Raw genomic sequence first — 24,569 nt, 5'->3', positions numbered from 1 at the left:
CTTTGCCCCCGCGGCGGGACGATAGGCTGGGCTCCATAACCATCCATGGCGAGCAACCCGACGATGCACCAATCCAACCGATCCCTGCTGGACATCGACCGCGATCACCTGATCCATCCCGTCACCTCCTTCCGGGCGCATGAAGCGCGCGGCGCGACCCTGCTGCAAAGCGGCAAGGGCATGTGGCTGACCGACATGGACGGCAAGGAATTGCTCGATGCCTTTGCGGGGCTGTGGTGCGTCAATGTCGGCTATGGTCAGGACAGCATCGCTGAGGTCGCGGCCGAGCAGATGCGCCGCCTGCCCTATGCGACCGGTTATTTCCATTTCGGCAGCGAACCCGCGGTGCGACTGGCGCAGCGGTTGGTCGAGCTTTCGCCCAAAGGCCTGGATCATGTCTATTTCACGCTGGGCGGGTCGGACGCGGTGGATAGCGCGATCCGCTACATCACCCATTATTTCAACGCGATCGGCAAGCCCGCCAAGAAACAGTGTATCGCGCTGGAGCGCGGCTATCATGGTTCCAGCACCACCGGCGCTGGCCTGACGGCGCTCGCCAATTTCCATCGCGGGTTCGACCTGCCGCTGCGCTGGCAGCATCATATCGCGTCGCCCTACCCCTATCGCAGCGATCTGGAAGGCGACGATGCCGCGATCATCGCGCGGTCGGTGCAGCAGTTGAAGGACAAGGTTGCGGAGCTGGGTGCCGACAATGTCGCCGCCTTCTTCTGCGAACCGATCCAGGGATCGGGCGGCGTCATCGTGCCGCCGGTCGGTTGGCTAAAAGCCATGCGGCAGGCGTGCGACGAACTCGACATCTTGCTGGTGGCCGACGAAGTCATCACTGCCTTTGGCCGGACCGGGCCAATGTTCGCCTGCGAAGCGGAAGGCGTGACGCCGGACCTGATGACCGTCGCCAAGGGGCTGACCGCTGGCTATGTGCCGATGGGCGCGGTGCTGATGTCGGACATCATCTATCAGGGCATTGCCGATGGCGCGGCTGCCGATGTCGTGATCGGCCATGGCGCGACCTATTCAGGTCATCCGGTCAGCGCGGCGGTGGGCCTGGAAGTGCTGCGCCTCTATACCGAAGGCGGCATTTTGGCGAACGGGCAGAAGGTGGCGGCGCGCTTTGACGCGGGGCTGGCGGGCCTGGCCGATCATACGCTGGTTGGCGACACGCGCGGGCGCGGGCTGCTGGGTGCGATCGAACTGGTGGCGAACAAGGGCACGAAGGCGCGGTTCGACCCGTCGCTCAAGGTCGCCGATCGGCTCTTTGCCGATGGCTATGCCAATGGCGTCATCTTCCGTGCCTTTGCCGACAATATTATCGGGCTTGCCCCGGCGCTGTGCGCGTCGGATGCGGAGATGGACGAGATATTCGCGCGCATTCGGAAAACACTCGACGGACTGCTCGAACAGGCGGATATTCGCGCGGCGCTGGGATAAGATAAGGGGAGCAAGGCATATGTTGGGCGGACCCAGACTGGACAGGATCGACCTGAAGATCCTGACGCAGCTTCAGATGTCGGGCCGGATCACCAATGTCGAATTGGCCGATGCGGTCGGCCTGTCGCCAAGCCCTTGCCTCACCCGCGTCAAGCGGCTGGAGAAAGCGGGCTACATCACCGGCTATGGCGCGCATATCAACCTACATAAGCTGGGCGAATATCTGACCGTCTTTACCGAAGTGACGCTGACCGAACATCGGGCCGGGGACTTTTCGCGGTTCGAAACGCGCATCCGCAAGCTGGACGAAATCGTCGAATGTCATCTGGTCAGCGGCGGCTATGATTATCTGCTGAAATTCGTGACGCGGGGTGTGGCGCATTATCAGTCGATCGTCGAAGGCATGCTGGAAAGCGATTATGGCATCGAAAAATATTTCAGCTACGTCGTGATCAAATCGCCTTTCATCAAACATCATTATCCGATCCAGCATCTGTTCGGGGAACAGCGGTAGGATTGGGGGGGAAACGCGTTCTCGCCTGCGCGGGAACACGATAGTCTCTGGAAGATATAGTTTAGGCGATTATGTAGTTTGACAAGCCGGACACCAACATCCTCCCCTGTAAGGGGAGGGGGACCGCTCGCGAAGCGAGTGGTGGAGGGGTGTCACCCTATCGAGGGGGCGACACCCCTCCGTCAGGGCTACGCCCTGCCACCTCCCCTACAAGGGGAGGATCGATTACTGCCATAGTTTAGGGTGCTGCCATGACCGACATATCCGATCTGATCGAACCGCTGATCGCCTTTCGCCGCGACATTCATGCGCATCCTGAATTGGGGTTTTGCGAGCATCGCACCGCCGGGCGGATCGCCGAGCAGCTGCGCACGCTGGGGCTGGATGTTCATGAGGGGATCGGGCGGACAGGCGTCGTCGCTGTGTTGCGCAACGGGACGTCGGGGCGCAGCATCGGGTTGCGCGCGGACATGGATGCGCTGCCGATTCAGGAGCAGACCAACCTGCCCTATGCCAGCACGACGCCCGGCACCTTCCATGGTTGCGGCCATGACGGCCATGTCGCGATGCTGCTGGGCGCGGCGCAGCAGTTGAGCCGGACCCGCAATTTCGACGGCACGGTCAATTTCTTCTTCCAGCCCGCCGAAGAGGGGCATGGCGGCGCGCGCGAGATGGTGAACGAGGGGCTATTCGATCGCTTCCCATGCGATCGCGTGTTCGGACTGCATAATTGGCCCGACCTGCCCGCCGGTACGATCGCGACGCGGCCCGGCCCGATCATGGGCGCGGCGGACAAGTTCGAGATCGTGCTGGAAGGGCGCGGCGGCCACGCCGCCATCCCGCAGGATACGCCCGACGCGATCCAGGCAGCCGCTGCGATGGTGCAGCAACTGAACGCCATCATATCGCGCCGGATCGCGGCGACGGCGTCGGCGGTGCTGTCGATCACGCAGATCCATGGCGGGCATACGCATAATGTGATTCCGGCCGAGGTGCGCGTCAGCGGCACGGTGCGCACCTTCGACCCGGCGGTGCAGGACCGGATCGAAGCATCGATCCGAGAGATTGCGGCGGGCATCGGCATCGCCAATGGTGTCACCGCGACCGTCGATTATCAGCGCTATTATCCCGCGACGATCAACGATGCGGAGGCGGCGCAGGAAGCGCTGGATGCGGCCGCGACGGTGGGGAATGCGGTGATCGCGCCCGATCCCGCCTTCACCTCGGAGGACTTCGCCTTCATGCTACAGGCGTGCAAGGGGGCTTATATCTGGCTGGGGCAGGCAAAGGGTGATGGCGGCACGCCGCTGCATAATCCGCATTATGATTTCAATGACGATGTGCTGGCGCTGGGCATCAAACTGCATGTCGCTCTGGCCGAGCGGCATCTGGCGCGTTGATCGCTAGAGCAACATGATTTTAAGTCGCATCACGCCGTTCGCCCTGAGTAGGGGCTGAGCTTGTCGAAGACCCGTATCGAAGGGTCGGCTGCGCTTATATCCTTCGATACGCCATTTCGACTTCGCTCAATGCCTGTCCTTGCATATTGGGGTTGGCATTCATTTCAGCCTCGATTGAATTGATGCCGACATATCCGGGGTCATGATCCCAGATATGTCGGAGCGGATAGGCTGTGCCTGTCCTTGGGCGCTAAGCTCGTGATTCTCAGCAAAGCCGTCCGCTCCATCCATGATCGTCTCGAACGGTTGCCTGAGCCTTGAGCTCGTATGCAAGGTGGAGAAAACATGATGTCGAATAACAGCCAATATGTTGCCGTCGATGTATCGAAGGCGGCACTGGATATTGCCATGCCTGGGGCAAACCGGGTTTGGCGTAGTACCAACACGGTGGCAGGGATCGCGGCTTTAAGAAGGCGGCTTGCGCTCCTTGACCATCCCCATATCGTCTGCGAGGCAACGGGCCGCTATGGACGGTTGCTCGCTCGGCAGATGGGAACAGCGGGGATCGCCATGAGTATCGTCAATCCCAGGCAAGTGCGGGATTTTGCGCGAGCGACCGGCCAACTTGCCAAAACCGATGCGCTTGACGCTGGCATCATCCTACGCTTCGCTGATGTCATGCAACCCGCCAGAACACCGCCAACTCCTGAAAATCAGGCGCGCCTTGCCGAGCAAGTACGCAGAAGGCGGCAACTGGTCGATATGCTGGCTACCGAAAAGCAGCGCCTTTCCGGCCTCGATGACACCGACACGCTGGCTTCGATCCGTGAGCATATCGCCTTCCTGCAAGGACAGATCGGCCAGTGCGATGCGCGCATAAGGGCTGAAATCGCGGCCGATGCCACGCTCACGCGCAAAGCTATGCTGCTGGAGTCCATTCCAGGCATCGGCGCCACGACAGCGGCTGTGCTGATCGCCGAACTCCCCGAACTTGGTATCGCCGACAAAAAGCAGATCGCAGCCCTTGCCGGCGTCGCTCCCATGAACCGCGATAGCGGACAGTGGCGCGGTCAGGCGCATATTACCGGCGGTAGGCTCTCGGTTAGATGCGCCCTCTATATGGCAACCCTGCCCGCAATCCGCTTCAATCCAACCATTCGCGACTTCTATCAACACCTCCGCGCCGAGGGCAAAGCGCCCAAAGTCGCTATCACCGCCGCCATGCGAAAACTCCTCATCATCGCAAACGCCATCGTCCAGCACGATAAGCCATGGGCCAATCTCGCTTGACACCCAATACGGTTGCTGAGCGCCTGCCTTGGCAGGCAGTCGAAGGGGCTACTCAGGACGAACGGTTCTGAGTAAAGTCATCACGCTTTAGAGGCTGAAGCCGAAGCCGATCACGGCAGCGGTGGATTGCAGCACCTCCCCCTGCGACCGGCCGAGCGCGCGGGTGCCGCCCAGCAGCCGTTCATGGACGATGGCCGTGTAGATATTGAGTTTCGGCTTCAGACGATAGCGCAGGCGCAATGGCTCTGTTGCAAAGATTGGCGGCAGTCAGAGGTAGGCTGTCGCTCTGCGCCGATCAGGCGGCTGCTGCGAAATGGTGGTTGAGCATGCCCATGGCCTCCGTCAGCGCCGAGGGCCCAATGCCAAAAGCTCTCTCCACAAGGCGCACCTCGCCCCTGATGCCGGGCTGCAGGCACCAGGGGCGAGCCTGTCCTTTGCGCAGGGCTCGCATGACTTCGAATCCCTTGATCGTGGCATAGGCCGTGGGGATCGATTTGAAACCGCGCACCGGCTTGATCAGTATCTTGAGCTTTCCGTGATCGGCCTCGATCACGTTATTGAGATACTTCACCTGCCGGTGGGCCGTCTCCCGGTCCAGCTTTCCTTCGCGCTTCAATTCGGTGATCGCTGCACCATAGCTCGGCGCTTTGTCGGTATTGAGCGTGGCAGGCTTTTCCCAGTGCTTCAGGCCTCGCAGGGCCTTGCCCAGGAACCGCTTCGCTGCCTTGGCGCTGCGGGTCGGCGACAGGTAGAAATCGATCGTGTCGCCCCGCTTGTCGACTGCCCGGTACAGGTAGGTCCACTTGCCCCGCACCTTGACGTAGGTTTCATCCAGGCGCCAGCTCGGATCAAAGCCACGCCGCCAGAACCAGCGCAGCCGCTTCTCCATCTCCGGGGCGTAGCACTGGACCCAGCGATAGATCGTCGTATGGTCGACCGAAATGCCGCGTTCCGCCAGCATTTCCTCAAGGTCGCGATAGCTGATCGGATAGCGACAATACCAGCGCACCGCCCACAGGATCACATCACCCTGGAAATGGCGCCACTTGAAATCCGTCATCGTTCCGTCCGTCCAATCTCCGCCAAGCATGCTCAAGCTTCACGATTTTTGCAACAGAGCCCCCGCCGTCGCGACCGGTGCGGCCCGCGCGGCGATCGACGGGTTCGGGCCCCGGGCTACAAATTCACGTTCTTTCGATAGCCGAAGCTGTTGTACATGGGCAATGCGGCCGCACCGACCGGCCGGGCGGAATAGCCTTGCGACCCTTCGAATATTCCGGGCGGATGAACGCCCGTCGTCCGGAGGTTCGTCATCGCGGCCCGGGTCGCGTCGCATATCCGGACGCGGATATCGGCGGGAAGCGAGCCGTCGATGACGACCTGCGCGACGTCCACGACGGCGACCGCGTTGATCGCGGCGACCGCCAGATGCCAGCCCGTATCGGCGATCCAGCCATCGAGCATCGCGCCGAGCACGGGCCATTCTTCCGGATTCTGCCACAGGAAGTCCGCGTTCATCCCGGCCGCCTCGATCTGGCGATGCAGATTGACCAGCGACACGCACGACAACAGCTGCCTCGGCTGGGATGCGGTGCCGTCCTTCTCGACGACGAGCATCGATCCGAACGCAGCCGCATTCGCATGGCTACCCTCGATCACCATGTCGTCAAGGACCAGGCCGCCACCGACGAAGGCGCCGATATAGAAATAGACGAAGCCGTGGGGACTGCGCGACTGGCCGAACATGAGCTCGCCGATGCATGCGGCCGTGACGTCGTTCATGATCTGCGGCTCGACCCCGGTCACGGTCCGGACGAGGCCGGCGATATCGAACGTTTCCCATGTCCCGAGCAAATCGCCGGGAACATCGATTTCCTCGGTCCACCGCCATAGCTCTCCGGGCATGGCCACGCCGATCCCGACGATCCGGTCCATGATCCCGGCCGCGGTCGTTCGACACAGTTCCGCCCAGGAGCGGGTCACGAAATGTTCGAGCGCCGCCGGCACCGGATAGCGGAAGACGTGACGATACGCCTCCATCGTGGTCCCGACGAAATCGACCAGGACCAGTTCGAAGCTGCGCCGACCGACCTTCAGCCCGACCGTATAGGCACCGCCCGGATTGAGGGAGAAAGGAACCTTGGGCTGTCCCACCTTCCCCCGGACGAGTTCCTCGCGGCGCAGGCGACCATCGCCTTCCAGACGCCCGACGACATCGGTAAGCGCCTGTCGCGAAAGGCCGGTCCGCGCGGAAAGTTCGGCCTTCGACAATGCCCCGTGGCGCCGGATGATCGAGAGGACGAGGAGTTCGTTATGTTCGCCGACACCAACGATATTGCTGCCGCGGCTCACGCGCTTGCCCTTCTGTCCATGCCTTGATCCTGCGCCAGGTCACGATATCCGGCAAGGGATGTGAAGGGGTTGCGCGCCGTTTTCCGGGTCAGTGGAGCGCGGGACCGGGGGGCGGCGGCTCGTCCGTGGGGGCGCGACGGCGCGCGTCCCATCCAAACAGGGCGACCGCGCCGAAGCACAGGCTTGGCACCCAGAAGGCGGGTCCGATATCGCCGGCAAGATCGGATACCAGACCCTGCAGCCCCACGACGACCGCCCCGCCCGAGATCGCCATCACCAGCCCGGCACCGCCGAGCTTGATGTCGCGGGGGTCCAGCGCGGAGAGGCCGATGCCGTAGATCGTCGGAAACATCAGCGCCATGCATCCGCTGACCGCGACCAGGGCATAGACGCCCGCGACACCGTGCGAGAGCGCGGCGACGGCGCACAGCGCACCTGCCAGAACCGCAAGTCCGAACAACAAGGTCTCCGCCCTCACCCGCCCCATCAACCACGTGCAGATGAAACGGGACAGGAAGAACAGGACCAGTCCGACCGTGTAATAGGTCGCCGCCGCGCTTTCGCTTACGTCCAGGCGGGTCATGACGTAGCGGATCGTGAACGACCACACGCCGACCTGCGCGCCGACGTAGAGGAACTGGATGCCGATCGCGACCAGATAACGGCGGTTGCGCGCCAGCCTTCGCAGGCCTGTTCCGAAGCCCTGCGGCTCGCCGATGTCGCCATCCCCGGTCCGGTCGAGATCCGCGGGCATCGTCTTGACCGCCAGCAGGACCCAGACGATCGACAGCATCGCCGCCACGGCGACATAGGGGCCCATCACCGCGGTCAGCTCGACGCGCTGGACCGACTGCAACGCATCGGTCGACAGCGCCGCACGCTCGGCCGCCGACGCCTGATGGAGATGGTCGAGGATGAAGAACTTGGCGAGCAGCGCGCCCGATATCGCCCCGACGGGATTGAACGACTGGGCGAGGTTGAGCCGCCGTGTCGCGGTAGCCCTTGGCCCCAGCGAGTAGATGAACGGATTGGCGCAGGTCTCGAGAAACGACAGGCCGGCGGCAAGGACGTAGAGCGCAACCAGGAACGGGAAATAGTCGAGCGACAGGCTCGCCGGATAGAACAGGAGCGCGCCGGCGATATACAGGCCTAGGCCGATCAGCAGGCCCGCCTTGTACCCGTATCGCCGCGCCATGAGCGATGCGGGGATAGCGAAGCAGAAATATCCGCCGAAAAACGCATATTGCACGAACGCCGTCTGAAAATCGGTCAGGCTCAGAATGCGCTTGAACGCCGACAATAACGTGTCGGTCATGTTGGCGGCCAGCCCCCATGCGAAGAACAGGCCGGCGACGAGGGCGAACGTCAACGCCTGTCCGCGCGAAATCAGCGCGGCCGGCACAGCGTCCGTGGGAATGGCATTCCGATAGTCACGCATGTGCTGGTTCCATCGTCCGGGGATCGCGCTCCTTCACCACGCATGGCTGCGGGTTCGGTCGCGGCCTGTAAAGCCCGTCCCGCCGGGATGCGGCGGGACGGAGCGGCAAGGTCAGAAGCGCACGCCGACGCGCAGGATGAAGGTCTGCGGGTCGACGACGCGGGCGTTGAAGGTGTTCGTGGCACCGACCAGGGTCTCCCCGGCGCGCGGATCGCCTTCGGTCAACCCGGTGCTCTTCAACAGGTTCTGGACGTCGCCCAGTACATACACGCCGCGTCCCATCTCCAGACCGAAGCCCAGGCTGACGAGGCCGTAGGCGGACAGGCGTGCGGTGTTGGCGTCGTCGGCGAAGCGGCGCCCGCTGAAGGAATAGGCGCCGTGGAGCGAGAAGTCGCCGATCGGCGTGCTGATCCCGTCATAGGAACTGCGGACCTGGAAATAGGCGTTGGGGGTCCGCACGGGCAGATTGCCGTTGATGTCGAGGCTGACGGTCTGCGCGTTCGGGCCGAGTGCCTGTTGCGGGGGCGTGGCGAAGAATTTGGGCGCCTGATAGGTGCCGCTCAGGTCGATCGACCAGTCGGTGACCGGCCGGATCGATATCTGTGCCTCGACCCCGTTGGTACGGGTGTTCCGGAATGCCTGACGTTGCACGATCGCGCCGTTGACGACGGTGGGCACGTTGAAGAACAGGTCCTTCGCCTGCGCGAAGAAATAGTTCAGCTCCACGTTGAGCGGCCGGCTGTTGTACCGCAGCCCCGCCTCGACCATCGTCGTGGTCGCCGGTTTCGTTTCGGGACGGTCCTCGAAATTGCGGATCGCGGCCAGCCCGTCTGCGGTCGATGCGTCGAAATTGGCCAGCGCCTGATACCGGTCGGGATCGGGCATCCGGAAACCGCGGGCGAAGCGGCCGAACAGCGCGAAATTGCTCGCCACCTCGTAATTCCCGCCGACCGTCCAGGCGAGCTTCCGGAAGTTCAGGTCCATCGCCCGGAACGTCCCGCTGCCGAAGGGCAGCGACACGAGGGCCGGATTGCCCGGATCGAAGGTCGCCGGATTGCGGCTGAGGTCGAAATTCGCCGGATTCTCTACCTGCCCGCTAACGTGCAGGGTTTCGTAGCGCGCACCGGCATTCAGCGACAGGCGACCGATGTCGTAGACGAAGTCGACATAGGGCGCGATCGTGCGCTCCTTGAACTGCACGTTGGCATAGCCTGTCGGCCCGGCGATGAGCCCCTTGTACGTGCCCGCGGCACCCGACGCGAGCGGCGCGCCGGCTGCATCGGTGAAGACGATGTCGAGACGCCGGGGCCGCCCCTCGATGCTTTGCAGCGTGTCCAGTCGCGAATCGAGCACCTGCCCGTCGATGTCGGAGAAATAGACGCCGAACGTACTGGCCAGCTTGCCCGGACCGACCTGCAACCCGTCACGTTGCAGCTGGAAATCGTTCTGGAAATTGGTCGCCTCGGTCTTGCGATAGAAATAGGCGGCATCGATGCCGAAGCCGTTGATGTTGAGGCTGTCGGCATTGGCCTGGGTGGCGAGCACCTCGCCGGTCCCGGCGTCGCGCACCTGGAAGAACGGACCGCCGGCACCGGCTGCACCCGCGAAGCGCGTGGGCGCCCGTGCGAATATCTCGCCCGCGATGGTCGTGAGCGGCCGGGCGTTCCCGACGTTGATGATCGCGTTGAACGGCGTGTTCAGATCGGTGTAGCGGTTCTGGTTGCTGACCGACCAGCCGCCGCCGAGGTCGTAATCCAGCTTGAAGCCGAAATAGAGCGTCTTGTCGCGCTGGCCATCGGCGGCATCCCAGTTGATGTCGCCCATCGGCGTGCCCGGCAACGACAACAGGCGGGCGCGAGCGGAAACGCCGGTCGTGCCGTCGTTGATGCTCATTCCGCCCGGAATGGAGCGCGGATTGGAAATCGTCCCGGTGAGCGGCTGGGGCAGATAGAAGATCGCGCGATCGTTCTGCAGGTTGAATTCGGCGCGGATCCTGCCGCGTCCCCCGGCGAAATCGTGCACGACATTGGCGTTGATCTCGCCGCCGCGATTGGCGTTGAAGCCGGGATCGCGGCCGGAATTATCCTGTCGCCACCAGCCGCCGATCGCCGCCGCGGTCGTGTCCGACAGGCTGAACGTGGTCCAGCCGTCGAAACCGATGCGATCGTAGCTGTTGGTCTGGAACTGGATATCGCCATGGGTCGGATCGCCCGGTCGCCCCTCGCGCGACAGCAGGTTGATGTAACCGGCCGGCGCGCTGCCCACGAATACGGACGAGGAACCGCCGCGCACCGCCTGGGCACCGGCGACGAAATTGGAAAAGCGCGTGAACCGGTCGGACTGCGAGAACAGGATATCCTGATCGTAGAATACGACCATGCCGTCGCGTTGCAGCGCCGTGAATTCGGTCTGGGTCGAAAGCGGGAAGCCGCGCGGGGCGATGTTGTTGCCGACTTCGCCGCCCGAATCCTCCGCGTGAAAACCGGGGATGCTGCGTGCCAGCGACGCGATGCTGGCGGGCGCGATTTCGGTCAGCGCTTCCTCGTTGAAGACCGAGATCGCGTTGGACGACCTGATCTGCTGCACGGCGCGGCGGGAGCCGACGACGACGATGTCCTGCACGATCGCGGCGTTCTGCGGCGACACAGCGTCAGCGACCGCATTATCGGCAGCGACCGGCGCCGCCTCATCGACCGGAGCCGGCGTTGCCTGTTCCTGCGCGCGGACCGACGTGCTTGCCGCGACCGCCACAAGTGCAGCCACAGACACCGAAGTTGCAAACGAACCTTTCATAATCCCCCCCTGATGACGTCGCCCGTCCCGGCGATCTGGCATCAACCTGTTCCCATCGATTCTATTTGTCAATATGCTGGACTAATCAAGCTACCCGAATTAAACGAACGGCGACGAGGTCGGAACGACCTGTTGCGAGAGGACGTGCGTGCGATGTTAAAGGGACTGCCGGCGATGTTGGGGCCCGACCTACTGTCGACGCTCCGGGCCATGGGCCATGGTGACGAAATCGCGATCGTCGACGCGAACTACCCCGCCGATGCGCACGCCACCCGACTGGTGCGGATGGACGGGCATGACGTGCCCGCGATCGCCGACGCCTTGCTATCGGTGCTGCCGCTCGATCGCGATGTCGACGCGGCGTTTCGGCCGTGCGCGCATGGCGACTGCGACCGGATGGAGCCCGTCTATAGCGAGTTCGACGCGCTTCTCGCGCGTCACGAACCCGGCATCGTGCTGCGCCCGCTTCCCGGCGACGGTTTCTACGCCCGCGTACGGGGCTGTTACGCGATCATCGCCAGCGGCGAACGTCGGCTGTTCGCCAACATCATCCTGCGCAAGGGCGTGATCGGTCCGGTGGAATCATGACGGCGGCCCCGCATGGCCCCCGCGGTCCCCGCGCCATTTCGGGGAACGCCCGTGGCTGACCCCCTGTTCGGATGCATCGAGGCCGGCGGCACGAAGTTCGTCGTCGGCGTGTTGAGGGATCAGGGAACGATCCTCGACGAATGTCGGATCGAAACGTCGGACCCAGCCGCCACTATCGGTGCCGCGACCGATTTCCTCGACGCCGCGGCTAGTCGGTTCGGCAGTTTCGACGCGATCGGCATCGCCAGCTTCGGTCCGATCGACATCGACCGTCGCTCGCCGCATTGGGGCCGTATCACCACGACTCCCAAGCCCGGCTGGAGCGACATCGACCTCGCAGGGCCGTTGGCGACGGCGTTCGGCTGCCCGGTCGGCTTCGACACCGACGTGAACGGCGCGATCCTGGCGGAAAGCCTGTGGGGCAACGCGATCGGTGCGGATATCGCCTGCTACGTCACCGTGGGCACGGGCATAGGCGGCGGCGCCCTTGTCGAGGAACGCCCGGTCCACGGATCGCGCCATCCCGAAATGGGACATCTGATCGTCCGCCGCCATCCGCTCGACACCGGGTTCGGGGGCATCTGCCCGTTCCACGGCGATTGCCTGGAAGGTCTGGCGAGCGGGCCGGCGATCATCGCCCGCTGGGGGGCGTCGCTGTCCGACCTTCCGCCGGATCACCCCGCCCATGAAATCATCGCGTATTACCTCGGCCAGCTGGTCGTCGCGCAGCAGGCGATCCTTTCGCCGAGACGGATCGTCATGGGCGGTGGCGTCCTTGCCACGCCCGGGCTGATCGACCGGGTGCGGGCGCAGGCGCGGGACCTCGCCAACGGCTATTACGGCACGGAGGATTACGCCCGCCTCGTCGTCGCTCCCGGCCTGGGGGACAAGGCAGGCCTGCTCGGCGCCCTCGCGCTCGCCCAGCGCGCGCGGCGCTGAACGGATCCCGATCCCGTCGGAACGGCCTCGTGGCGTTGCCCGCGGGCCGGGCTACCGGGCTTCACGTCGTTGATAGCTGCGATCCGCTCGGCAGTGGCGTCCACGCCCTGCTGCATCCGCCCCAGCGTCTCGGAATAGTCCGGCACGTCGATATGCGCCCGCTCGGCCGCCAAGCCCTCCACGGCACGGCGTAGCAGCGCCAGCTCGCGGTCCTGTCCCTCGATCACGGCGCGCAACCGGTCGAACGCCTCCGCCGGGTCGCCGCCTTCCTGAATATCGTCGTCCATCATCACCTACCGGCTCATGCCATGATCGCGGTCTCGGCCAATCGTGACCGACTGCGCCAGCTCGTTTGCGACCGATCGGCCCCGCTCCATTTTCAGTTCCAGCTCGGGCGCGCGGGCGCGCAGAACGGATTCGAGCTGCGGGTCGCGTTGTAGCCCGCCAGCAATGCTTTCCATGCGCTTGCCCAGCTTCTCCGCGCCCGCACGATCGCCGGATCTGCTCGGTTCCGCCCGTTTCGACGACCGTGCCGACGTGCGGAAGCTGGAGGCGAACGGGGATCTCCTGATCGGCCGCTCGGCGAAATCGGGAAAGCTGCTGCATTACGACGGCGCGGCGCACCTGCTGACGATGGCGCCCACCCGGTCGGGCAAGGGCGTCGGCACGATCATACCGAACCTGCTGCTGCTCGACCGCTCGGTGATTTGCATCGACCCAAAGGGCGAGAATGCCCGCGTCACCGCCCGCGCGCGTGCCGCCAGGGGCAAGGTCTGGTGCCTCGATCCGTTCGGCGTGTCGGGTCAGCCCCCCTGCCCGTTACAATCCGCTTGACCGGCTCGATCCTGCCAGCCTCGATCTGGCGGAAGATGCCAACACCCTCGCCGACGCGCTGGTGCATGACGCGCCGGGGCAATCTGGCGAAGCGCACTGGAACGAGGAAGCCAAGGCGCTGATCGCCGGGCTGATCCTGCACACCGTCGTCCACGAACCCGCCGATCGTCGCGTTCTGGCGACGGTGCGCGACAAGCTGACGCTCGCCCCTGCCGGCTTCGCCGCGCTGCTGACCGATATGCAGGACAGCGCCGGCGCGGGTGGCCTGATCGCCCGCGCCGCCAACCGCCAGCTCGGCAAGTCCGATCGCGAAGCGGCCGGCGTGCTGTCCTCGGCGCAGCGCCATACCCACTTTCTCGATAGCCCCCGCATCGTCGCCAGCACGGCCGCATCGGATTTCACCTTTGCCGGGTTGAAGGGGTCGCTGCAAGAAAGTGAGCTGAGCGTACGCTAAGGGCGAACGGACCGAGAACTTACCCTTCGACCTGTCCCGCTGGTTCTCCCAGCGCCTGGTAGAGCGCGGTTTTGCCGACCTTCACGCGCGCGGCCGCCTCGCGTACGGTGAGCCCGGCCGCGAGATGCGTCTTGGCGCGGGCCAGCTTGTCGGGGGTGACGACAGGCTTGCGCCCACCTCTACGGCCGCGCGCCTCGGCCGCCTTCAGCCCTGCGTTGGTGCGCTCGCGGATCAGGTCGCGCTCGAACTGCGCGAGGGCGCCGAACAGGGGGGCGTTTGCGGGAGGGGGCGGAATCCTACGCCAAGCTCGCCCAGATAGCCGGCGCGAGATCTTACTTGTTGCTGCCTTCTACGGTCGCGCCAGAAAGGCGACGGCTCAGTTCTATCCGGCGATGGCTACGCATTTTGAAGGTGTCTGGCCCAACGCGCCGATACTCAATGAAGCCGAGAGAACGCCAAAATCGCTCTGCCGCTTCATTCGCTTCCAGCACGGCCAACCGAATCTCTGTGGCACCTCTCGCAGCGGCCCAGCTTTCGACCGTCGAGTAAATTGAGCGTCCGACGCCACGACCACGCTGTGCGGCATCTACGATCATGAAGCCGAGATACCATGTGCCATCACGCGGATAATCGCGGAGGATGGCCGCGATTGCATATAGGCCCCTGTACATTATCGGGACACGGATTCACGGTAGCGGCTCGACAGCGATCGTTTCGGCAGGTTCCGCCCCGTTGCCGACATTACGGACACGTGTCAGCCTCGCTGAATGGAGACGCAATCAGAAGTAGTGCAAACGGCGACCAATCAGCGGGGCGACAAGCCTCAAGAGGGTGACAGGCGCTGGAGCTTGATGCGACGTGCTGATGGCTTCTTCACTCATTACGAAGAGGTATATATCGACCTCTACGATCATGGTGGGGGTGTGGACGGATATTGGACGCGTTCTCACGCTTCCGGTCTCTTCGACGATGCCGAGGCGGCAATGAAAGATGCGCTTGGATCACTGACGTGGCTTGATGCACGAGTGGCGCGGATTGAATGACCGCTCTCCACCACTTTTTGCCATTCCGGAATGGCCCGCGGCCTTGAGGCGTGCTGCCTTATGTAGGTTTTCTGTTCCGTTGCTACTCAACCCCCGGATAGCGGCGCGCCCACAGTCAACCGCCAGACCGGGCGGTTTACCTATGATGGCACTGTTGGACGTCTCAGCGGTAAGGCATCCTACAAGCTGGACTCAAAAACGAGCATTTCAGCACAGCTGGGCGGCGGCGGCGGGCACGATATCGTTACGGACAAGGTCAATTATCTTGCTGTGACCCCGGATTTCTCACCGTTCTCAGAGCATCGCCGCCTCAGCAGTGTCGCAAGCTTCGTTACTGGAGAATTGAACCTCGACCACGCGGGCGCGCGAGAAGGTGAAGCTCTCAACGCGGCTGTCCAGTTTTACACCAACCCGGGCGTGCACGACGTTACCAATGCCCGGTTCAGTGATGGGCGCCGTTACCGGATCGACCTGCAAAAACCCTCGACGTCGATCGATATGCAAATCGACTGGAAACATCCCATGGCTCCAGGACAGATCCTTTCGATGGGCAGCGCCTGGCATCTTGACGACACGACGCAGCACTATCGGTTCATCAGTAACGACAGCACCGGCTCGTTCGGCTCCGACATGAACGATGCGTACGATGCGCGCAGCGGCACATTTTCCGCCTATGCCTCGTTTCAGCAAACATTTGGCTCCTTGACGATCGCACCGGGCCTGCGCGGTGAAGCCAACCGGCGCCGAATTTCTAGTCATGGTGCCGACGATATCCGTATCAACCGGGCTAACTTTTTTCCAAGCTTTCATGCCAGTTACAAGCTCAACAAACAGCTGCAGTTCGGGGCCAGCTTCAGCAAGCGGATAGACAGGGTTCCGCTGGAATATCTGCGGCCCTACGGAACGGTCGAGGATGCCTACACCCTCTTCGAAGGGAACCCCCATCTCAAGGACCAGAGCACAAACGCCTATGAGGCCAGTGTGCAGTTTCGGCCCGGCAAGGTCGAAGCGGGGGCCACCGTCTACTTGCGCGAGACCCGCCAGCTTTGGAGTAAGAATTATCTGGTCAATGCCGCCGGCACCAGCGTTTACAACTACGTAAATTCGGGGAATAGCTGGAACAGCGGCGCGCAATTCGACCTCAGCTTCCCTATCGTCCCTCGGCTCAAGGCAAGCACCAGCGCCAATCTTTTCAACGAACGTACACCGATCGATACGACAGATGGACGAGGCACCCAGCGGACATTTCGCTACTCGACAAACGCGACGTTCGAATGGAATGGCAAGGATCGAGGCAGTGTACCCGGCGATGTGGCGCAGTTGCAGTGGTCATACAACAGCCCCTCTCGAGAATATCAAATCCGCAAGTCATCCTGGTTCGATCTCAGTGCCTCATACACGCATAGTCTGGATCGAACGCTCTCGCTCTCGGGGACATTTCGCTATTCAGGCCGCACAAACCAGCGTCTGATTGCGCCATCGGTAGAGGAAATTTCCTCGCGTCAAAGAACGCCCGAGGTCCAGCTGAAATTGCAAAAGACGCTGTAAAACGGGACGCCGGAGAGAAGGTGTTCGAAATCGTATGCAAAGCCCTTGCCGGGCGAAACGGCAAGAATTGGTGGAGAGCGGTCATTCAATCCGCGCCACTCGTGCATCAAGCCACGTCAGTGATCCAAGCGCATCTTTCATTGCCGCCTCGGCATCGTCGAAGAGACCGGAAGCGTGAGAACGCGTCCAATATCCGTCCACACCCCCACCATGATCGTAGAGGTCGATATATACCTCTTCGTAATGAGTGAAGAAGCCATCAGCACGTCGCATCAAGCTCCAGCGCCTGTCACCCTCTTGAGGCTTGTCGCCCCGCTGATTGGTCGCCGTTTGCACTACTTCTGATTGCGTCTCCATTCAGCGAGGCTGACACGTGTCCGTAATGTCGGCAACGGGGCGGAACCTGCCGAAACGATCGCTGTCGAGCCGCTACCGTGAATCCGTGTCCCGATAATGTACAGGGGCCAGTCAGTCTGGAAAGGCGGGATGATAGTTATGCATCACGCTAACGCATCCTCCTCAGCATCAGCATCGAGCATTCGGCCCATCGCGTAGTAATCGCCAATAACGCCTGATTCTTTATTGGCTGCCACAACATCTCCGCACACGGTATAGCCAAGCCGTTCATAAAATGCGAACGCCCGGTCGTTGCGAACAGCGACGTGGAAGATCAGGAAGAGCAAGCCACGGCGACGTACCCATTCCTCGGCGGACTTCACCAGGCTTGCTCCAAGCCCACGTCCCTGCCACCGTGTCCGGATAGCCAGATTAAAAGAGGCAAATTCTGCAGCGCCTTCGATGCACACGCTCCGTACATCTATGTAGCCGACGAGGTCGCCTATGCGTTGCAGGACGAAGATGCCTCGCTCGCCGGCTACGGCGGCGTTTAGTTCGGCAGTTGTGCGGCGCAGGAGTTCCCCTCGATCCCGGACATCGAAGATCATATGTTCCGCTTCGCGAGCGAGGGCGATCTTCAAGCGTACCAAAGCTTTAGCGTCGTCAAGGTTCGCCGGCCGTAGCTCGCTCCAGCTCTGCTTTCCGCCTACTTGAGCTATCGAACGCGCCGGCGGGAGTGGGCGCGCGTATATTACCTGTGTCATGTGAGGATCTGGACTCCCTGTAACGCGCGCGCGCGCTTTGAGATCGCGAGTTTGCCGAGGGAAAGGTGACCAGAGCGGAAAGCGTGACGTGGGGAAAGCCGCGCCGGATAGCTGAGGCTGCGCGGCCCGTCCGCTTGACGCTGTTCCCGCTTCCAAAAGGCAAAAAGCCCGAGCAGATTCCCCGCGACCGATACAAGATCAACGGCCAAGGCGAACGGTGCGCCAATGAGAAGATTGTGGGCCAGCCAGAAGGGCGCGGCCACGAGAAAGACGATCTTCATCCGCGTCGTTGATCGCTGGGTCCGCGCAATGAAAGAAGATGCACCGCCGCAAGCGGCAAGGCCGGACAGGATTCCATGCCAGGTCGCCACGGTGAGCAACAGCAGCGCGAGCAACGTCGCGCCGTCGAGCGCGAGCTTGGCAACCCGGTCACGAATCACCAGCGCGACGGTGAGCTGCATCAGGGAAAGAACGCATGCGGCCGAAGCGGTAGGCGCGCCGATCAGCGCGAAGTGAAGCGCGAATGCGCCCGCGCCCGCGCCCTGCACCATGAGCGCTCCCCGGCGCGAGGGTAGGAGCGGCCAGCTCACCACGCAGCCGAGACCAACAGCCCCGAATAGGATCGCAGCTAACCCGGTGCTCGCAAACGTTTGATCGAGGAAAAGCGACATGCACGCTCGCGTCGGGGTTGGTCCGGCTTCCACCGTGAAGGAAGAAGGTTAATGTGGCGTTGTCGTCGACCGCTTTCCCATCGCGAGTCCCGGCCACAATGGCATTTGGCTTTTGACGAGGACTGGTTCATTCTGCGTCCAGCGCGGCGCTCTTCCCCTTGGGTTCCGCCCTTGTTTGGACCAGGACAATGGTGCGTGACGCTTTCAAGCTTCTCGCCATCTCGACGTCGCTCGTGCTTTCTGGCTGCGTCAGTCCGCGAGAAATGGCCGCTCGCCATCGGGCGGCGTGTGCGAGCTACGGCTTCCAGCCTGGAACGGAGAGCTATGCGAATTGCCTTCTCCAGCTCGACGTAGGTGATTACGGCTACGGCCATCATAGGGGTGGCGTGCCGTTGTTTCCCGCCCGGCATCAGGCGCCCGCGCCGCCTCCGCCTATCGCCACGCAGGACTAAGGTCGGCTAAAGTTCACTGATGCCCCATCGTCCTGACCTATTGATCTACGCACTTTCGCTCGGAAGCGCAGCGCCCGTGGCGGCTCAGCAGGTGGTGCCCGCCAAACCACGAACCGCCGCGGGTGCGTCGAAGTTCGTCCAGGACATGCTGACCCGCGGCACAGCCGTCGCAAAGCCTTGGCCGGGTTTCGTGCGGAACAGCAGGATCACGAGCGTAGGAGTGAAAGGTGGTTGCCTCGTTACGCTCACGCTCGCCGACAAAAGCGCCCTCAGCGTGAAACTAGATCAGGTGGTTGCGATCCGACCGCTTTACTCGGCCAACGCGCCCCAGGCGTCGGTGGAGATCAAAGGGGGCGCGCAGCCCTACGAGGGTCTCGATATATTCGTCGGGGACAACGACGCGGTGCGCCGCGTCGGTGATGCCCTGGAGTTCATGCGCCAGTCCTGTGATCCATCGGCGAAGACTGGTTTCTAAACCGGCCAGCGGCGTCTCACCGACTTTTGCGAGGGCGGCTTGATCCGCACCCGACCAAGTTGGCCAACACCGTTATAATCTCATTCTAACCGTTGCGCGCACCGTCGTCGGCGCGCCGGGCATGATGTTGTTGTCGTTGTAGGCGGACGAGAAATAATCGCTGTTAAGCAGATTCTCGACGTTGATTTGCGCCTCGATCTGGGGGGTGAGCTTGAAGAATGCGGCGGCATCGACGCGGGTGAAGGCGGGCAGGATGGCGGTGTTGCTGATGGACGTGAAGCTTTTCGACTGGTGGTAGACACCGGCGCCGGCCCCCAAGCGTGGGGTGAGGTCGTAACGCGTCCAGAGCGAAGCCTGTTGTTTTGGAACCAGCGGAACCTCGCGCCCGGCCGGGGCGGCACTCGTCGTTTTGCGAATTGTCGCGTCCTGCAGCGCATAGCCCGCGCTGATCTGCCACTGGGGTGTGATCGCGCCGCTAAGGCCGAGTTCGAGCCCTTTGCTGCGCTGCGCGCCCGTGAGCACCGTCCGTGCGGGGTCATTGGGGTCGGCCGCGCGGGTGTTGGTGCGGTCAAGCTGGTAGATGGCGGCGGTCAGGTTCAGCGTCGGGCGGATATCCCATTTGAGGCCAAGCTCGTAATTGTCGAACCTCTCCGGCTCCAGCGCGGCGCTGGTGACATCGAGCGATGAGAATTGATCCCCCGACTGCAGCGAAATGATGGAGGCCCGCGACGAGCGCCGTCTTCTGCGCTTCCAGAAGCAGATGGCCGGATACAAGCTGCTCATCATCGACGAACTGGGCTTTGTGCCGCTCTCCAAGACCGGCGCCGAACTGTTGTTCGAGCTGATCTCCCAGCGTTACGAACGCGGCTCCACCTTCATCACCAGCAACCTGCCCTTCGACGAATGGACCGAAACCTTCGGATCTGAGCGTCTCACAGGCGCGCTCCTCGATCGCCTGACCCATCACGTCAGCATCCTCGAGATGAACGGCGAAAGCTATCGCCTCGCGCACAGCCGGGCCCGCAAGGCCAAAACCAGACCCTGAAAATTACACCAATGCCGGGGGGAGTGGCCCTCGGGCTACGCCCTCACGCCACTCCCCCCGGCATGTAACACGATGGCCTGGTTTTACGCCGCCGAATGGCCGACTTTTGCTCCGCCGTTGACAATCGAGGCACGGCTGCAGAATCGCGACAAGGGCAACATCAACTGGACGGTCGGCGGTGCCTGGTTCAAGGACAAGATCAGCCTGTTCAGCACGCTGGACGGCGCCGACACCTTCCGTACCGTGTTCGAAGCGAACTATCTGCAGCGGCGCGAAAGCCTCGCGGCCTTCGCAGACGTCGATTTCAAGGTCGCGCCGCGCCTTCGTGCCGATCTGGGCGTGCGCATCAGCAACGAAAAGAACCGCTTCAGCGGCTACACGCATGATCTCAACCCCTATGGCGTGTCGATCGGATCGCTGGTGTTCGCCCTGCCCGCCGAATTCGACAACAAGCTCAGTGAGACGAGCCCTTCGGGTCGCGCCACGGTCACGTATGAACTGAGCGAGGATGCACGGGTCTATGGCTCGGTCGGACGCGGCTTCCGTGCCGGCGGTTTCGACGGCAGCACGATCTGGTCGACCCCCGAAGCCGATGCATTCAAGTCGGAAAGCGTATGGGCCTATGAAGGCGGGGTGAAGTTCATGCCTGCGCGCGGCCCTGTGCAGTTCGAAGTTGCGGGCTTCTATTATGATTTCTCGAACATTCAGGCCGGTTCCTTCCGCACCTATGATGGCGCCACCACCAGCGTACGCACCAATGTGGGCAAGGCGCGCAGCTATGGCGGCGAGGCCAGCTTCACGATCCGCCCGGTGCGCCCGATGACCATCAATTTCGGCGTCGCGCTGCTCGACACGAAGGTCACCGCGATCGAGGCGATCACCGCTGCCGAAAAGGCGCGCCTGGGCAACGACTTGCCGTTCGCGCCGAACATGACGCTGAACGGCTCGATCCGCTACGAGTTCGCGCTGAACGATCGCATGACGCTGACGCCTCAGGTCGATGCCCGCTACGTCGATGCCTATTATGGCGATCTCGACAATACGGCGCCGGTCGGGGACTTCGCGCTCGTCAATGCGCGCATCGATCTCAAGATCGACCAGCGCTGGACCGTGGCCGGCTTCGTGCGCAACATCGCCGATGTCGATTACACGACCGGCGGATCGGCGACGCAGGCATTCAGCGGCACGCCGCGCACCTGGGGCGTTTCGCTCGGGGCGCGTTTCTGATGGCGCTGACGCGGCGCGGCGTTCTTGCGGGATCGGCGGCGGGCGGGCTTTTGCTCGCCGCCGGTCCCGCCGGGGCAAAAACGAACATGGTCTTCGCGCATGGCGTGGCGAGCGGCGATCCGCATGCCGACAGCGTCCTGCTGTGGACCCGCGTGACCGATCCTGCCCATGGGCCGGTCAGCGGCACATGGGAAATGGCCGAGGATGAACTGTTCACGCGCATCGCTGCGCGCGGATCGTTCAGCACATCGGCGGCGCGGGACCATACGGTCAAGGTGATCGCCTCCGGCCTGAAGGCGGGCCGCGAATATTTCTACCGCTTCCGTGCCATGGACACGGTATCGGCGATCGGGCGGGCAAAAACCCTGCCAACGGGACGCATCGATCGTCTCGATATCGTGCTCGCCTGCTGCGCCATGTATATGTTCGGCGAATTTCACGCCTACCGGGCCATTGCCGATCGGGAAGCGGTGGACCTCATCCTCTTCGTGGGCGACTATATTTACGAATATGGCGCCAACTCGATGCCCGCACTCATGGATGTTCGGGCGATCGAGCCAACGCACGACACGGTCACGCTCGCCGAACGTTTCATGATGCTGCTTTCCTGGAAGGGGTCATACTGTAATTTGGCGCTGTGAGCGCCTTTATTTGCTGGAGGGTCAGTTCCACCTGCCACGGCTGTCCCTTCTTTAGTTGCCGGCCCTGAAGCTTACCGCGTTTCAGCCATTTGAACACCGTCTGCTCAGTGACGCCGAGCGCGGTCGCGGCACCTTGGATCGAGTAGCTGCCATCCGGCCAACGGGGCGGATTATGCTCGACGCCGTTGATCTTTACGGTGGGGATATTCCAGCGCTGGCGCAACAGGTGCACCGTGTTGTGGTCGAACAGCCCGTCCAGGCTGTTCCGCAGACCCTCTGTGTTGAGCGCGGTAGCGACCTCGGCGTCCATCATGCCAGCGGCGTTGAGCTCTCGGATCCGCTGTTCTAGCACGTCGGCATGAGCAGCTTCAGCATAGGATTGAGTGCGCCGCATGACCCAGTGTTCGGTCGCTGCGCCCGTCTGCCAGATGATGCGGATCCACACCATGCCTTTCGCCCGCCGCTGATCTAGAATGACCTTGTCGATCACGAGGCGGAGCATCGCCTTGCGTTCGCTGTTCTCGATTCTTTCCCAAAGATCAGGCAGGTCGATGCCGAACGCTGCGATACGGGCGCGATCGTCGGCATTCAACGCAACGGTTTGCTCCGTCTTCCACCGCCGATAGTCCTGCTCGACCTTTTCGACCTCACGCAGCTTGCTTTCCCAGATGCTTTCGAGCGAACGGGCAACGAGGCGGTTTTCCGGCTCGACCGCGTCATATTGGCGCCGGGCACGCTCGCATTCATATTCGGCGCGTTCGCGCTTGAGTGTCCATTGCCGTTCGAGTCCATGGACGTCCGCGTCGATGGCGTCGAGCGCGGCCAACGCGATGGCGAGTTGGTCAGGGGTGAGCGCTGCAAGGAACTGCCGTTCGACCTCAGCCTCAACCCGCGGCGCACGCACCTCTTGGCAATATTGACCGACGCAGGTCGCTCGTTCGGAACGGCACCGATATACCGGATGGTTGCTGTCAGGGCCAGAGTAGTTGAGTGCCATGCGCCGTCCGCAACTGCCACACATCGCTATACCCTGCAGCAGCGCCTTTCCCTTCCGAGGCATGCCACGATGCCCGGCTTTGAAGTTGCCGACATTGTCCGTGAGCTTGTCGCTGATCGCCATATGCGTCTCCCAACTGATATACGCTGGATGAGCATTCTGGATGCAGACTTCCCACTGTTCGCGCGGAACAGCGCGCGTCGGGTTATTGGCCCCCTCGCTTCGCTTTTCGGGCGCAGCACACCGGCGTCCGTAGACATAGGCTCCCGCATAGACAGGGTTTTTCAGGATATTGCGCACACGCGCATCGGTTGCATCGCGCCAGGCTATTTCGTGTGGCGCCGGTCCCTTCAACGGCCTGACCGGCAGGGCAAGATCGGCCTGGCGCAGATAGCGCACTGCTGCCTTTGCGCTTCCCAGGCGCATGAAGCTGTCGAACACAAGTCTGATGCGCTCCTGAACCTGGGCGTCGGGATTGAGCATGATCCCTCCGGCGGGCGCGTAGATCAGCCCTGCCGGAAGCGGGATACGCAGTTCGCCGCGCGCCGCCTTCTGCCGTTCCCCCGTGTGCAGGCGCATGCGGATCTGATGCAGCTCAGCCTCGCTCATGATCCCCGAGAGACCCAACAAAAGCCGATCATGGTAAAGTCCAGGATCATATATTCGTTCGCTGTCGGCGATGAGAACGCTGAACATCGAGCAGAGCTGAAGCAGTTGATGCCAGTCACTGTTGTTGCGTGCGAGGCGCGACGCGTCGTAGCTCAGAACGAGACCGGCGTGACCCAAGCCAACTTCAGCGATTAGGCGTTGGAAGCCGTATCGGTGCTGAGCCTCCGCGCCGGATTTCCCCAGATCGTCGTCGATGATCTCGACCCGTTCGCGCGGCCAGCCAAGGCCAAGCGCGCGGTCGACAAGCCGATACTGAAGCGCCGTGCTTTCCTGGTGATGGCGGATCTGGCCGACGCTCGACTGACGGACATAGACATAGGCCAGCTTGGCCTGCTGCGTGGTGCTTATCCGTTCATCTACGGCATAATCTCTCAACATCGGTGTCACCGGCGTAGCGGGCAGTTGGGCGCGAGCACAAAGCCTGCGCTATCGTCGCCGCCAGCTGACGCTGGATTGCTGGCGGCAGGCTCGACCATATCTGGATCTTTGGCCGTCTCCGGGGAGAGCTGATGTTCACTCTGGCATTCCTCGTCCTGTGATGAACGGCGCAACGCCTCTGCCAGCGCAACGACTCGCATTAGGATGGAGCCTGAGACCAACGGCGCGGATTTCGAGTCAGGCGGAGCGGTAGCCAGATCGGTGACGGAGCG

24 protein-coding genes and 3 pseudogenes are annotated in these 24,569 nt (G+C 62.7%); 13 read left to right on the top strand and 14 right to left on the bottom strand.

The annotated features are described in order from the left end of the window. The first annotated feature begins 63 nt into the window (after positions 1 to 63). The 4 genes from OVY48_RS02665 to OVY48_RS02650 all read left to right on the top strand — a co-directional run bounded on the left by OVY48_RS02665 (position 64) and on the right by OVY48_RS02650 (position 4,653). A complete protein-coding gene (locus OVY48_RS02665) occupies positions 64 to 1,449 on the top strand; it encodes an aspartate aminotransferase family protein (RefSeq protein ID WP_313921761.1) in 1,386 nt (461 codons plus the stop codon). A gap of 19 nt (positions 1,450 to 1,468) precedes the next feature. Then, on the top strand, positions 1,469 to 1,963 hold the full coding sequence (locus tag OVY48_RS02660; protein WP_043149307.1) for an Lrp/AsnC family transcriptional regulator: 495 nt from the start codon (positions 1,469 to 1,471) through the stop codon (positions 1,961 to 1,963). A gap of 251 nt (positions 1,964 to 2,214) precedes the next feature. Beyond that, positions 2,215 to 3,363 carry a M20 aminoacylase family protein gene (locus OVY48_RS02655; protein WP_313921760.1) on the top strand — a complete coding sequence of 383 codons (1,149 nt, stop codon included), beginning with the start codon at positions 2,215 to 2,217 and terminating at the stop codon, positions 3,361 to 3,363. A gap of 345 nt (positions 3,364 to 3,708) precedes the next feature. After that, entirely contained in the window at positions 3,709 to 4,653 is a 945-nt protein-coding gene (locus OVY48_RS02650; protein WP_313921759.1) for an IS110 family transposase, read from the top strand. Between the two features lie 87 nt (positions 4,654 to 4,740). Here the strand turns inward: OVY48_RS02650 and OVY48_RS02645 are convergent, their stop codons facing one another. The 5 genes from OVY48_RS02645 to OVY48_RS02625 all read right to left on the bottom strand — a co-directional run bounded on the left by OVY48_RS02645 (position 4,741) and on the right by OVY48_RS02625 (position 11,236). After that, complete coding sequence (locus OVY48_RS02645) at positions 4,741 to 4,893, bottom strand: hypothetical protein (RefSeq protein WP_313921758.1); 153 nt, start codon at positions 4,891 to 4,893, stop codon at positions 4,741 to 4,743. Between the two features lie 55 nt (positions 4,894 to 4,948). Next, positions 4,949 to 5,713 (bottom strand): IS6-like element IS6100 family transposase, encoded by a 765-nt coding sequence (locus OVY48_RS02640; RefSeq protein WP_001389365.1) that lies wholly within the window; start codon positions 5,711 to 5,713, stop codon positions 4,949 to 4,951. A 116-nt stretch (positions 5,714 to 5,829) separates the two neighbouring features. Continuing rightward, positions 5,830 to 7,005 (bottom strand): ROK family transcriptional regulator, encoded by a 1,176-nt coding sequence (locus OVY48_RS02635; protein WP_037472764.1) that lies wholly within the window; start codon positions 7,003 to 7,005, stop codon positions 5,830 to 5,832. An 88-nt stretch (positions 7,006 to 7,093) separates the two neighbouring features. Continuing rightward, on the bottom strand, positions 7,094 to 8,407 hold the full coding sequence (gene fucP, locus OVY48_RS02630) for an L-fucose:H+ symporter permease (protein ID WP_313921757.1): 1,314 nt from the start codon (positions 8,405 to 8,407) through the stop codon (positions 7,094 to 7,096). 147 nt (positions 8,408 to 8,554) lie between these two features. Continuing rightward, a complete protein-coding gene (locus OVY48_RS02625; RefSeq protein WP_081912766.1) occupies positions 8,555 to 11,236 on the bottom strand; it encodes a TonB-dependent receptor in 2,682 nt (893 codons plus the stop codon). Between the two features lie 174 nt (positions 11,237 to 11,410). Here OVY48_RS02625 and OVY48_RS02620 point away from each other — a divergent pair, with 174 nt between their 5' ends. Further along, on the top strand, positions 11,411 to 11,824 hold the full coding sequence (locus tag OVY48_RS02620; protein WP_237748778.1) for an RbsD/FucU family protein: 414 nt from the start codon (positions 11,411 to 11,413) through the stop codon (positions 11,822 to 11,824). Positions 11,825 to 11,875: 51 nt separating this feature from the next. Continuing rightward, positions 11,876 to 12,763, top strand: a complete 888-nt coding sequence (locus tag OVY48_RS02615) for an ROK family protein (RefSeq protein WP_037473553.1) — start codon at positions 11,876 to 11,878, stop codon at positions 12,761 to 12,763. Here OVY48_RS02615 and OVY48_RS02610 read toward each other — a convergent pair. Together OVY48_RS02610 and OVY48_RS02605 are read right to left on the bottom strand one after the other, a co-directional pair. Continuing rightward, positions 12,676 to 13,053, bottom strand: a complete 378-nt coding sequence (locus tag OVY48_RS02610; protein WP_156106115.1) for a DUF6118 family protein — start codon at positions 13,051 to 13,053, stop codon at positions 12,676 to 12,678. The genes OVY48_RS02615 and OVY48_RS02610 overlap by 88 nt on opposite strands. 3 nt (positions 13,054 to 13,056) lie before the next feature. After that, complete coding sequence (locus OVY48_RS02605; protein ID WP_237748779.1) at positions 13,057 to 13,224, bottom strand: hypothetical protein; 168 nt, start codon at positions 13,222 to 13,224, stop codon at positions 13,057 to 13,059. Between the two features lie 37 nt (positions 13,225 to 13,261). Here OVY48_RS02605 and OVY48_RS02600 point away from each other — a divergent pair. Beyond that, positions 13,262 to 14,015, top strand: a pseudogene (locus tag OVY48_RS02600) (type IV secretory system conjugative DNA transfer family protein); the annotation flags it as partial. A 32-nt stretch (positions 14,016 to 14,047) separates the two neighbouring features. Here OVY48_RS02600 and OVY48_RS02595 read toward each other — a convergent pair. After that, positions 14,048 to 14,319, bottom strand: a pseudogene (locus OVY48_RS02595) (recombinase family protein); the annotation flags it as partial. 64 nt (positions 14,320 to 14,383) lie between these two features. Further along, positions 14,384 to 14,722: an N-acetyltransferase gene (locus OVY48_RS02590; RefSeq protein WP_272945500.1), complete on the bottom strand. Its 339-nt coding sequence runs from the start codon at positions 14,720 to 14,722 to the stop codon at positions 14,384 to 14,386. A gap of 96 nt (positions 14,723 to 14,818) precedes the next feature. Here OVY48_RS02590 and OVY48_RS02585 point away from each other — a divergent pair, with 96 nt between their 5' ends. Both OVY48_RS02585 and OVY48_RS02580 read left to right on the top strand, forming a co-directional pair. Continuing rightward, complete coding sequence (locus tag OVY48_RS02585) at positions 14,819 to 15,094, top strand: hypothetical protein (protein ID WP_017503527.1); 276 nt, start codon at positions 14,819 to 14,821, stop codon at positions 15,092 to 15,094. Positions 15,095 to 15,364: 270 nt separating this feature from the next. Then, positions 15,365 to 16,642, top strand: coding sequence for an outer membrane beta-barrel family protein (locus OVY48_RS02580; RefSeq protein ID WP_076605470.1), 1,278 nt, complete (start codon positions 15,365 to 15,367; stop codon positions 16,640 to 16,642). Positions 16,643 to 16,723: 81 nt separating this feature from the next. Here OVY48_RS02580 and OVY48_RS02575 read toward each other — a convergent pair whose 3' ends face one another. The 3 genes from OVY48_RS02575 to OVY48_RS02565 all read right to left on the bottom strand — a co-directional run bounded on the left by OVY48_RS02575 (position 16,724) and on the right by OVY48_RS02565 (position 18,413). After that, entirely contained in the window at positions 16,724 to 16,999 is a 276-nt protein-coding gene (locus tag OVY48_RS02575) for a hypothetical protein (RefSeq protein WP_017503527.1), read from the bottom strand. Between the two features lie 143 nt (positions 17,000 to 17,142). Continuing rightward, on the bottom strand, positions 17,143 to 17,742 hold the full coding sequence (locus OVY48_RS02570) for a GNAT family N-acetyltransferase (RefSeq protein WP_004212923.1): 600 nt from the start codon (positions 17,740 to 17,742) through the stop codon (positions 17,143 to 17,145). Next, positions 17,739 to 18,413 (bottom strand): YgjV family protein, encoded by a 675-nt coding sequence (locus OVY48_RS02565; protein WP_313921756.1) that lies wholly within the window; start codon positions 18,411 to 18,413, stop codon positions 17,739 to 17,741. Before OVY48_RS02565 ends, OVY48_RS02570 begins: the two co-directional genes overlap by 4 nt. A 528-nt stretch (positions 18,414 to 18,941) precedes the next feature. On the opposite strand from OVY48_RS02565, the gene OVY48_RS02560 reads away from it, so the two are divergent. Further along, positions 18,942 to 19,340, top strand: a complete 399-nt coding sequence (locus OVY48_RS02560) for a hypothetical protein (RefSeq protein WP_004212919.1) — start codon at positions 18,942 to 18,944, stop codon at positions 19,338 to 19,340. Between the two features lie 72 nt (positions 19,341 to 19,412). Here the strand turns inward: OVY48_RS02560 and OVY48_RS02555 are convergent, their stop codons facing one another. Continuing rightward, positions 19,413 to 20,123: a TonB-dependent receptor gene (locus OVY48_RS02555; RefSeq protein ID WP_231472229.1), complete on the bottom strand. Its 711-nt coding sequence runs from the start codon at positions 20,121 to 20,123 to the stop codon at positions 19,413 to 19,415. On the opposite strand from OVY48_RS02555, the pseudogene istB reads away from it, so the two are divergent. The 3 genes and pseudogenes from istB to OVY48_RS02540 all read left to right on the top strand — a co-directional run. Beyond that, positions 20,047 to 20,385 (top strand): annotated as a pseudogene (gene istB / locus OVY48_RS02550) (IS21-like element ISSsp5 family helper ATPase IstB); the annotation flags it as partial. The gene OVY48_RS02555 and the pseudogene istB sit on opposite strands and share 77 nt — an antisense overlap. Positions 20,386 to 20,457: 72 nt before the next feature. Further along, positions 20,458 to 21,612, top strand: a complete 1,155-nt coding sequence (locus OVY48_RS02545) for a TonB-dependent receptor (protein WP_004212916.1) — start codon at positions 20,458 to 20,460, stop codon at positions 21,610 to 21,612. Beyond that, on the top strand, positions 21,612 to 22,253 hold the full coding sequence (locus tag OVY48_RS02540) for an alkaline phosphatase D family protein (RefSeq protein ID WP_313921755.1): 642 nt from the start codon (positions 21,612 to 21,614) through the stop codon (positions 22,251 to 22,253). The genes OVY48_RS02545 and OVY48_RS02540 overlap by 1 nt, the downstream gene beginning before the upstream one ends. Here the strand turns inward: OVY48_RS02540 and OVY48_RS02535 are convergent. After that, complete coding sequence (locus OVY48_RS02535) at positions 22,204 to 24,297, bottom strand: recombinase family protein (protein ID WP_037473055.1); 2,094 nt, start codon at positions 24,295 to 24,297, stop codon at positions 22,204 to 22,206. The two genes, OVY48_RS02540 and OVY48_RS02535, sit on opposite strands and share 50 nt — an antisense overlap. Between the last annotated feature and the right edge of the window lie 272 nt (positions 24,298 to 24,569).

It is taken from the genome of Sphingobium sp. SA2 (assembly GCF_032227065.1).
Classification (GTDB): domain Bacteria; phylum Pseudomonadota; class Alphaproteobacteria; order Sphingomonadales; family Sphingomonadaceae; genus Sphingobium.
The sequence above is the reverse complement of the archived record's forward strand: the minus strand, read 5'-3'. Positions and strand labels throughout refer to the sequence as shown.

Excerpts from the sequence above, each read along its gene's own strand:
- OVY48_RS02665 (WP_313921761.1), top strand. The coding sequence starts at position 64 with ATGCACCAATCCAACCGATCCCTGCTGGACATCGACCGCGATCACCTG.
- OVY48_RS02660 (WP_043149307.1), top strand. The coding sequence starts at position 1,469 with ATGTTGGGCGGACCCAGACTGGACAGGATCGACCTGAAGATCCTGACG.
- OVY48_RS02655 (WP_313921760.1), top strand. The coding sequence starts at position 2,215 with ATGACCGACATATCCGATCTGATCGAACCGCTGATCGCCTTTCGCCGC.
- OVY48_RS02650 (WP_313921759.1), top strand. The coding sequence starts at position 3,709 with ATGATGTCGAATAACAGCCAATATGTTGCCGTCGATGTATCGAAGGCG.
- OVY48_RS02640 (WP_001389365.1), bottom strand. The coding sequence starts at position 5,713 with ATGACGGATTTCAAGTGGCGCCATTTCCAGGGTGATGTGATCCTGTGG.
- OVY48_RS02625 (WP_081912766.1), bottom strand. The coding sequence starts at position 11,236 with ATGAAAGGTTCGTTTGCAACTTCGGTGTCTGTGGCTGCACTTGTGGCG.
- OVY48_RS02620 (WP_237748778.1), top strand. The coding sequence starts at position 11,411 with ATGTTGGGGCCCGACCTACTGTCGACGCTCCGGGCCATGGGCCATGGT.
- OVY48_RS02610 (WP_156106115.1), bottom strand. The coding sequence starts at position 13,053 with ATGATGGACGACGATATTCAGGAAGGCGGCGACCCGGCGGAGGCGTTC.
- OVY48_RS02605 (WP_237748779.1), bottom strand. The coding sequence starts at position 13,224 with ATGGAAAGCATTGCTGGCGGGCTACAACGCGACCCGCAGCTCGAATCC.
- OVY48_RS02590 (WP_272945500.1), bottom strand. The coding sequence starts at position 14,722 with ATGTACAGGGGCCTATATGCAATCGCGGCCATCCTCCGCGATTATCCG.
- OVY48_RS02585 (WP_017503527.1), top strand. The coding sequence starts at position 14,819 with ATGGAGACGCAATCAGAAGTAGTGCAAACGGCGACCAATCAGCGGGGC.
- OVY48_RS02575 (WP_017503527.1), bottom strand. The coding sequence starts at position 16,999 with ATGGAGACGCAATCAGAAGTAGTGCAAACGGCGACCAATCAGCGGGGC.
- OVY48_RS02570 (WP_004212923.1), bottom strand. The coding sequence starts at position 17,742 with ATGACACAGGTAATATACGCGCGCCCACTCCCGCCGGCGCGTTCGATA.
- OVY48_RS02565 (WP_313921756.1), bottom strand. The coding sequence starts at position 18,413 with ATGTCGCTTTTCCTCGATCAAACGTTTGCGAGCACCGGGTTAGCTGCG.
- OVY48_RS02555 (WP_231472229.1), bottom strand. The coding sequence starts at position 20,123 with ATGAGCAGCTTGTATCCGGCCATCTGCTTCTGGAAGCGCAGAAGACGG.
- OVY48_RS02545 (WP_004212916.1), top strand. The coding sequence starts at position 20,458 with ATGGCCTGGTTTTACGCCGCCGAATGGCCGACTTTTGCTCCGCCGTTG.
- OVY48_RS02540 (WP_313921755.1), top strand. The coding sequence starts at position 21,612 with ATGGCGCTGACGCGGCGCGGCGTTCTTGCGGGATCGGCGGCGGGCGGG.
- OVY48_RS02535 (WP_037473055.1), bottom strand. The coding sequence starts at position 24,297 with ATGTTGAGAGATTATGCCGTAGATGAACGGATAAGCACCACGCAGCAG.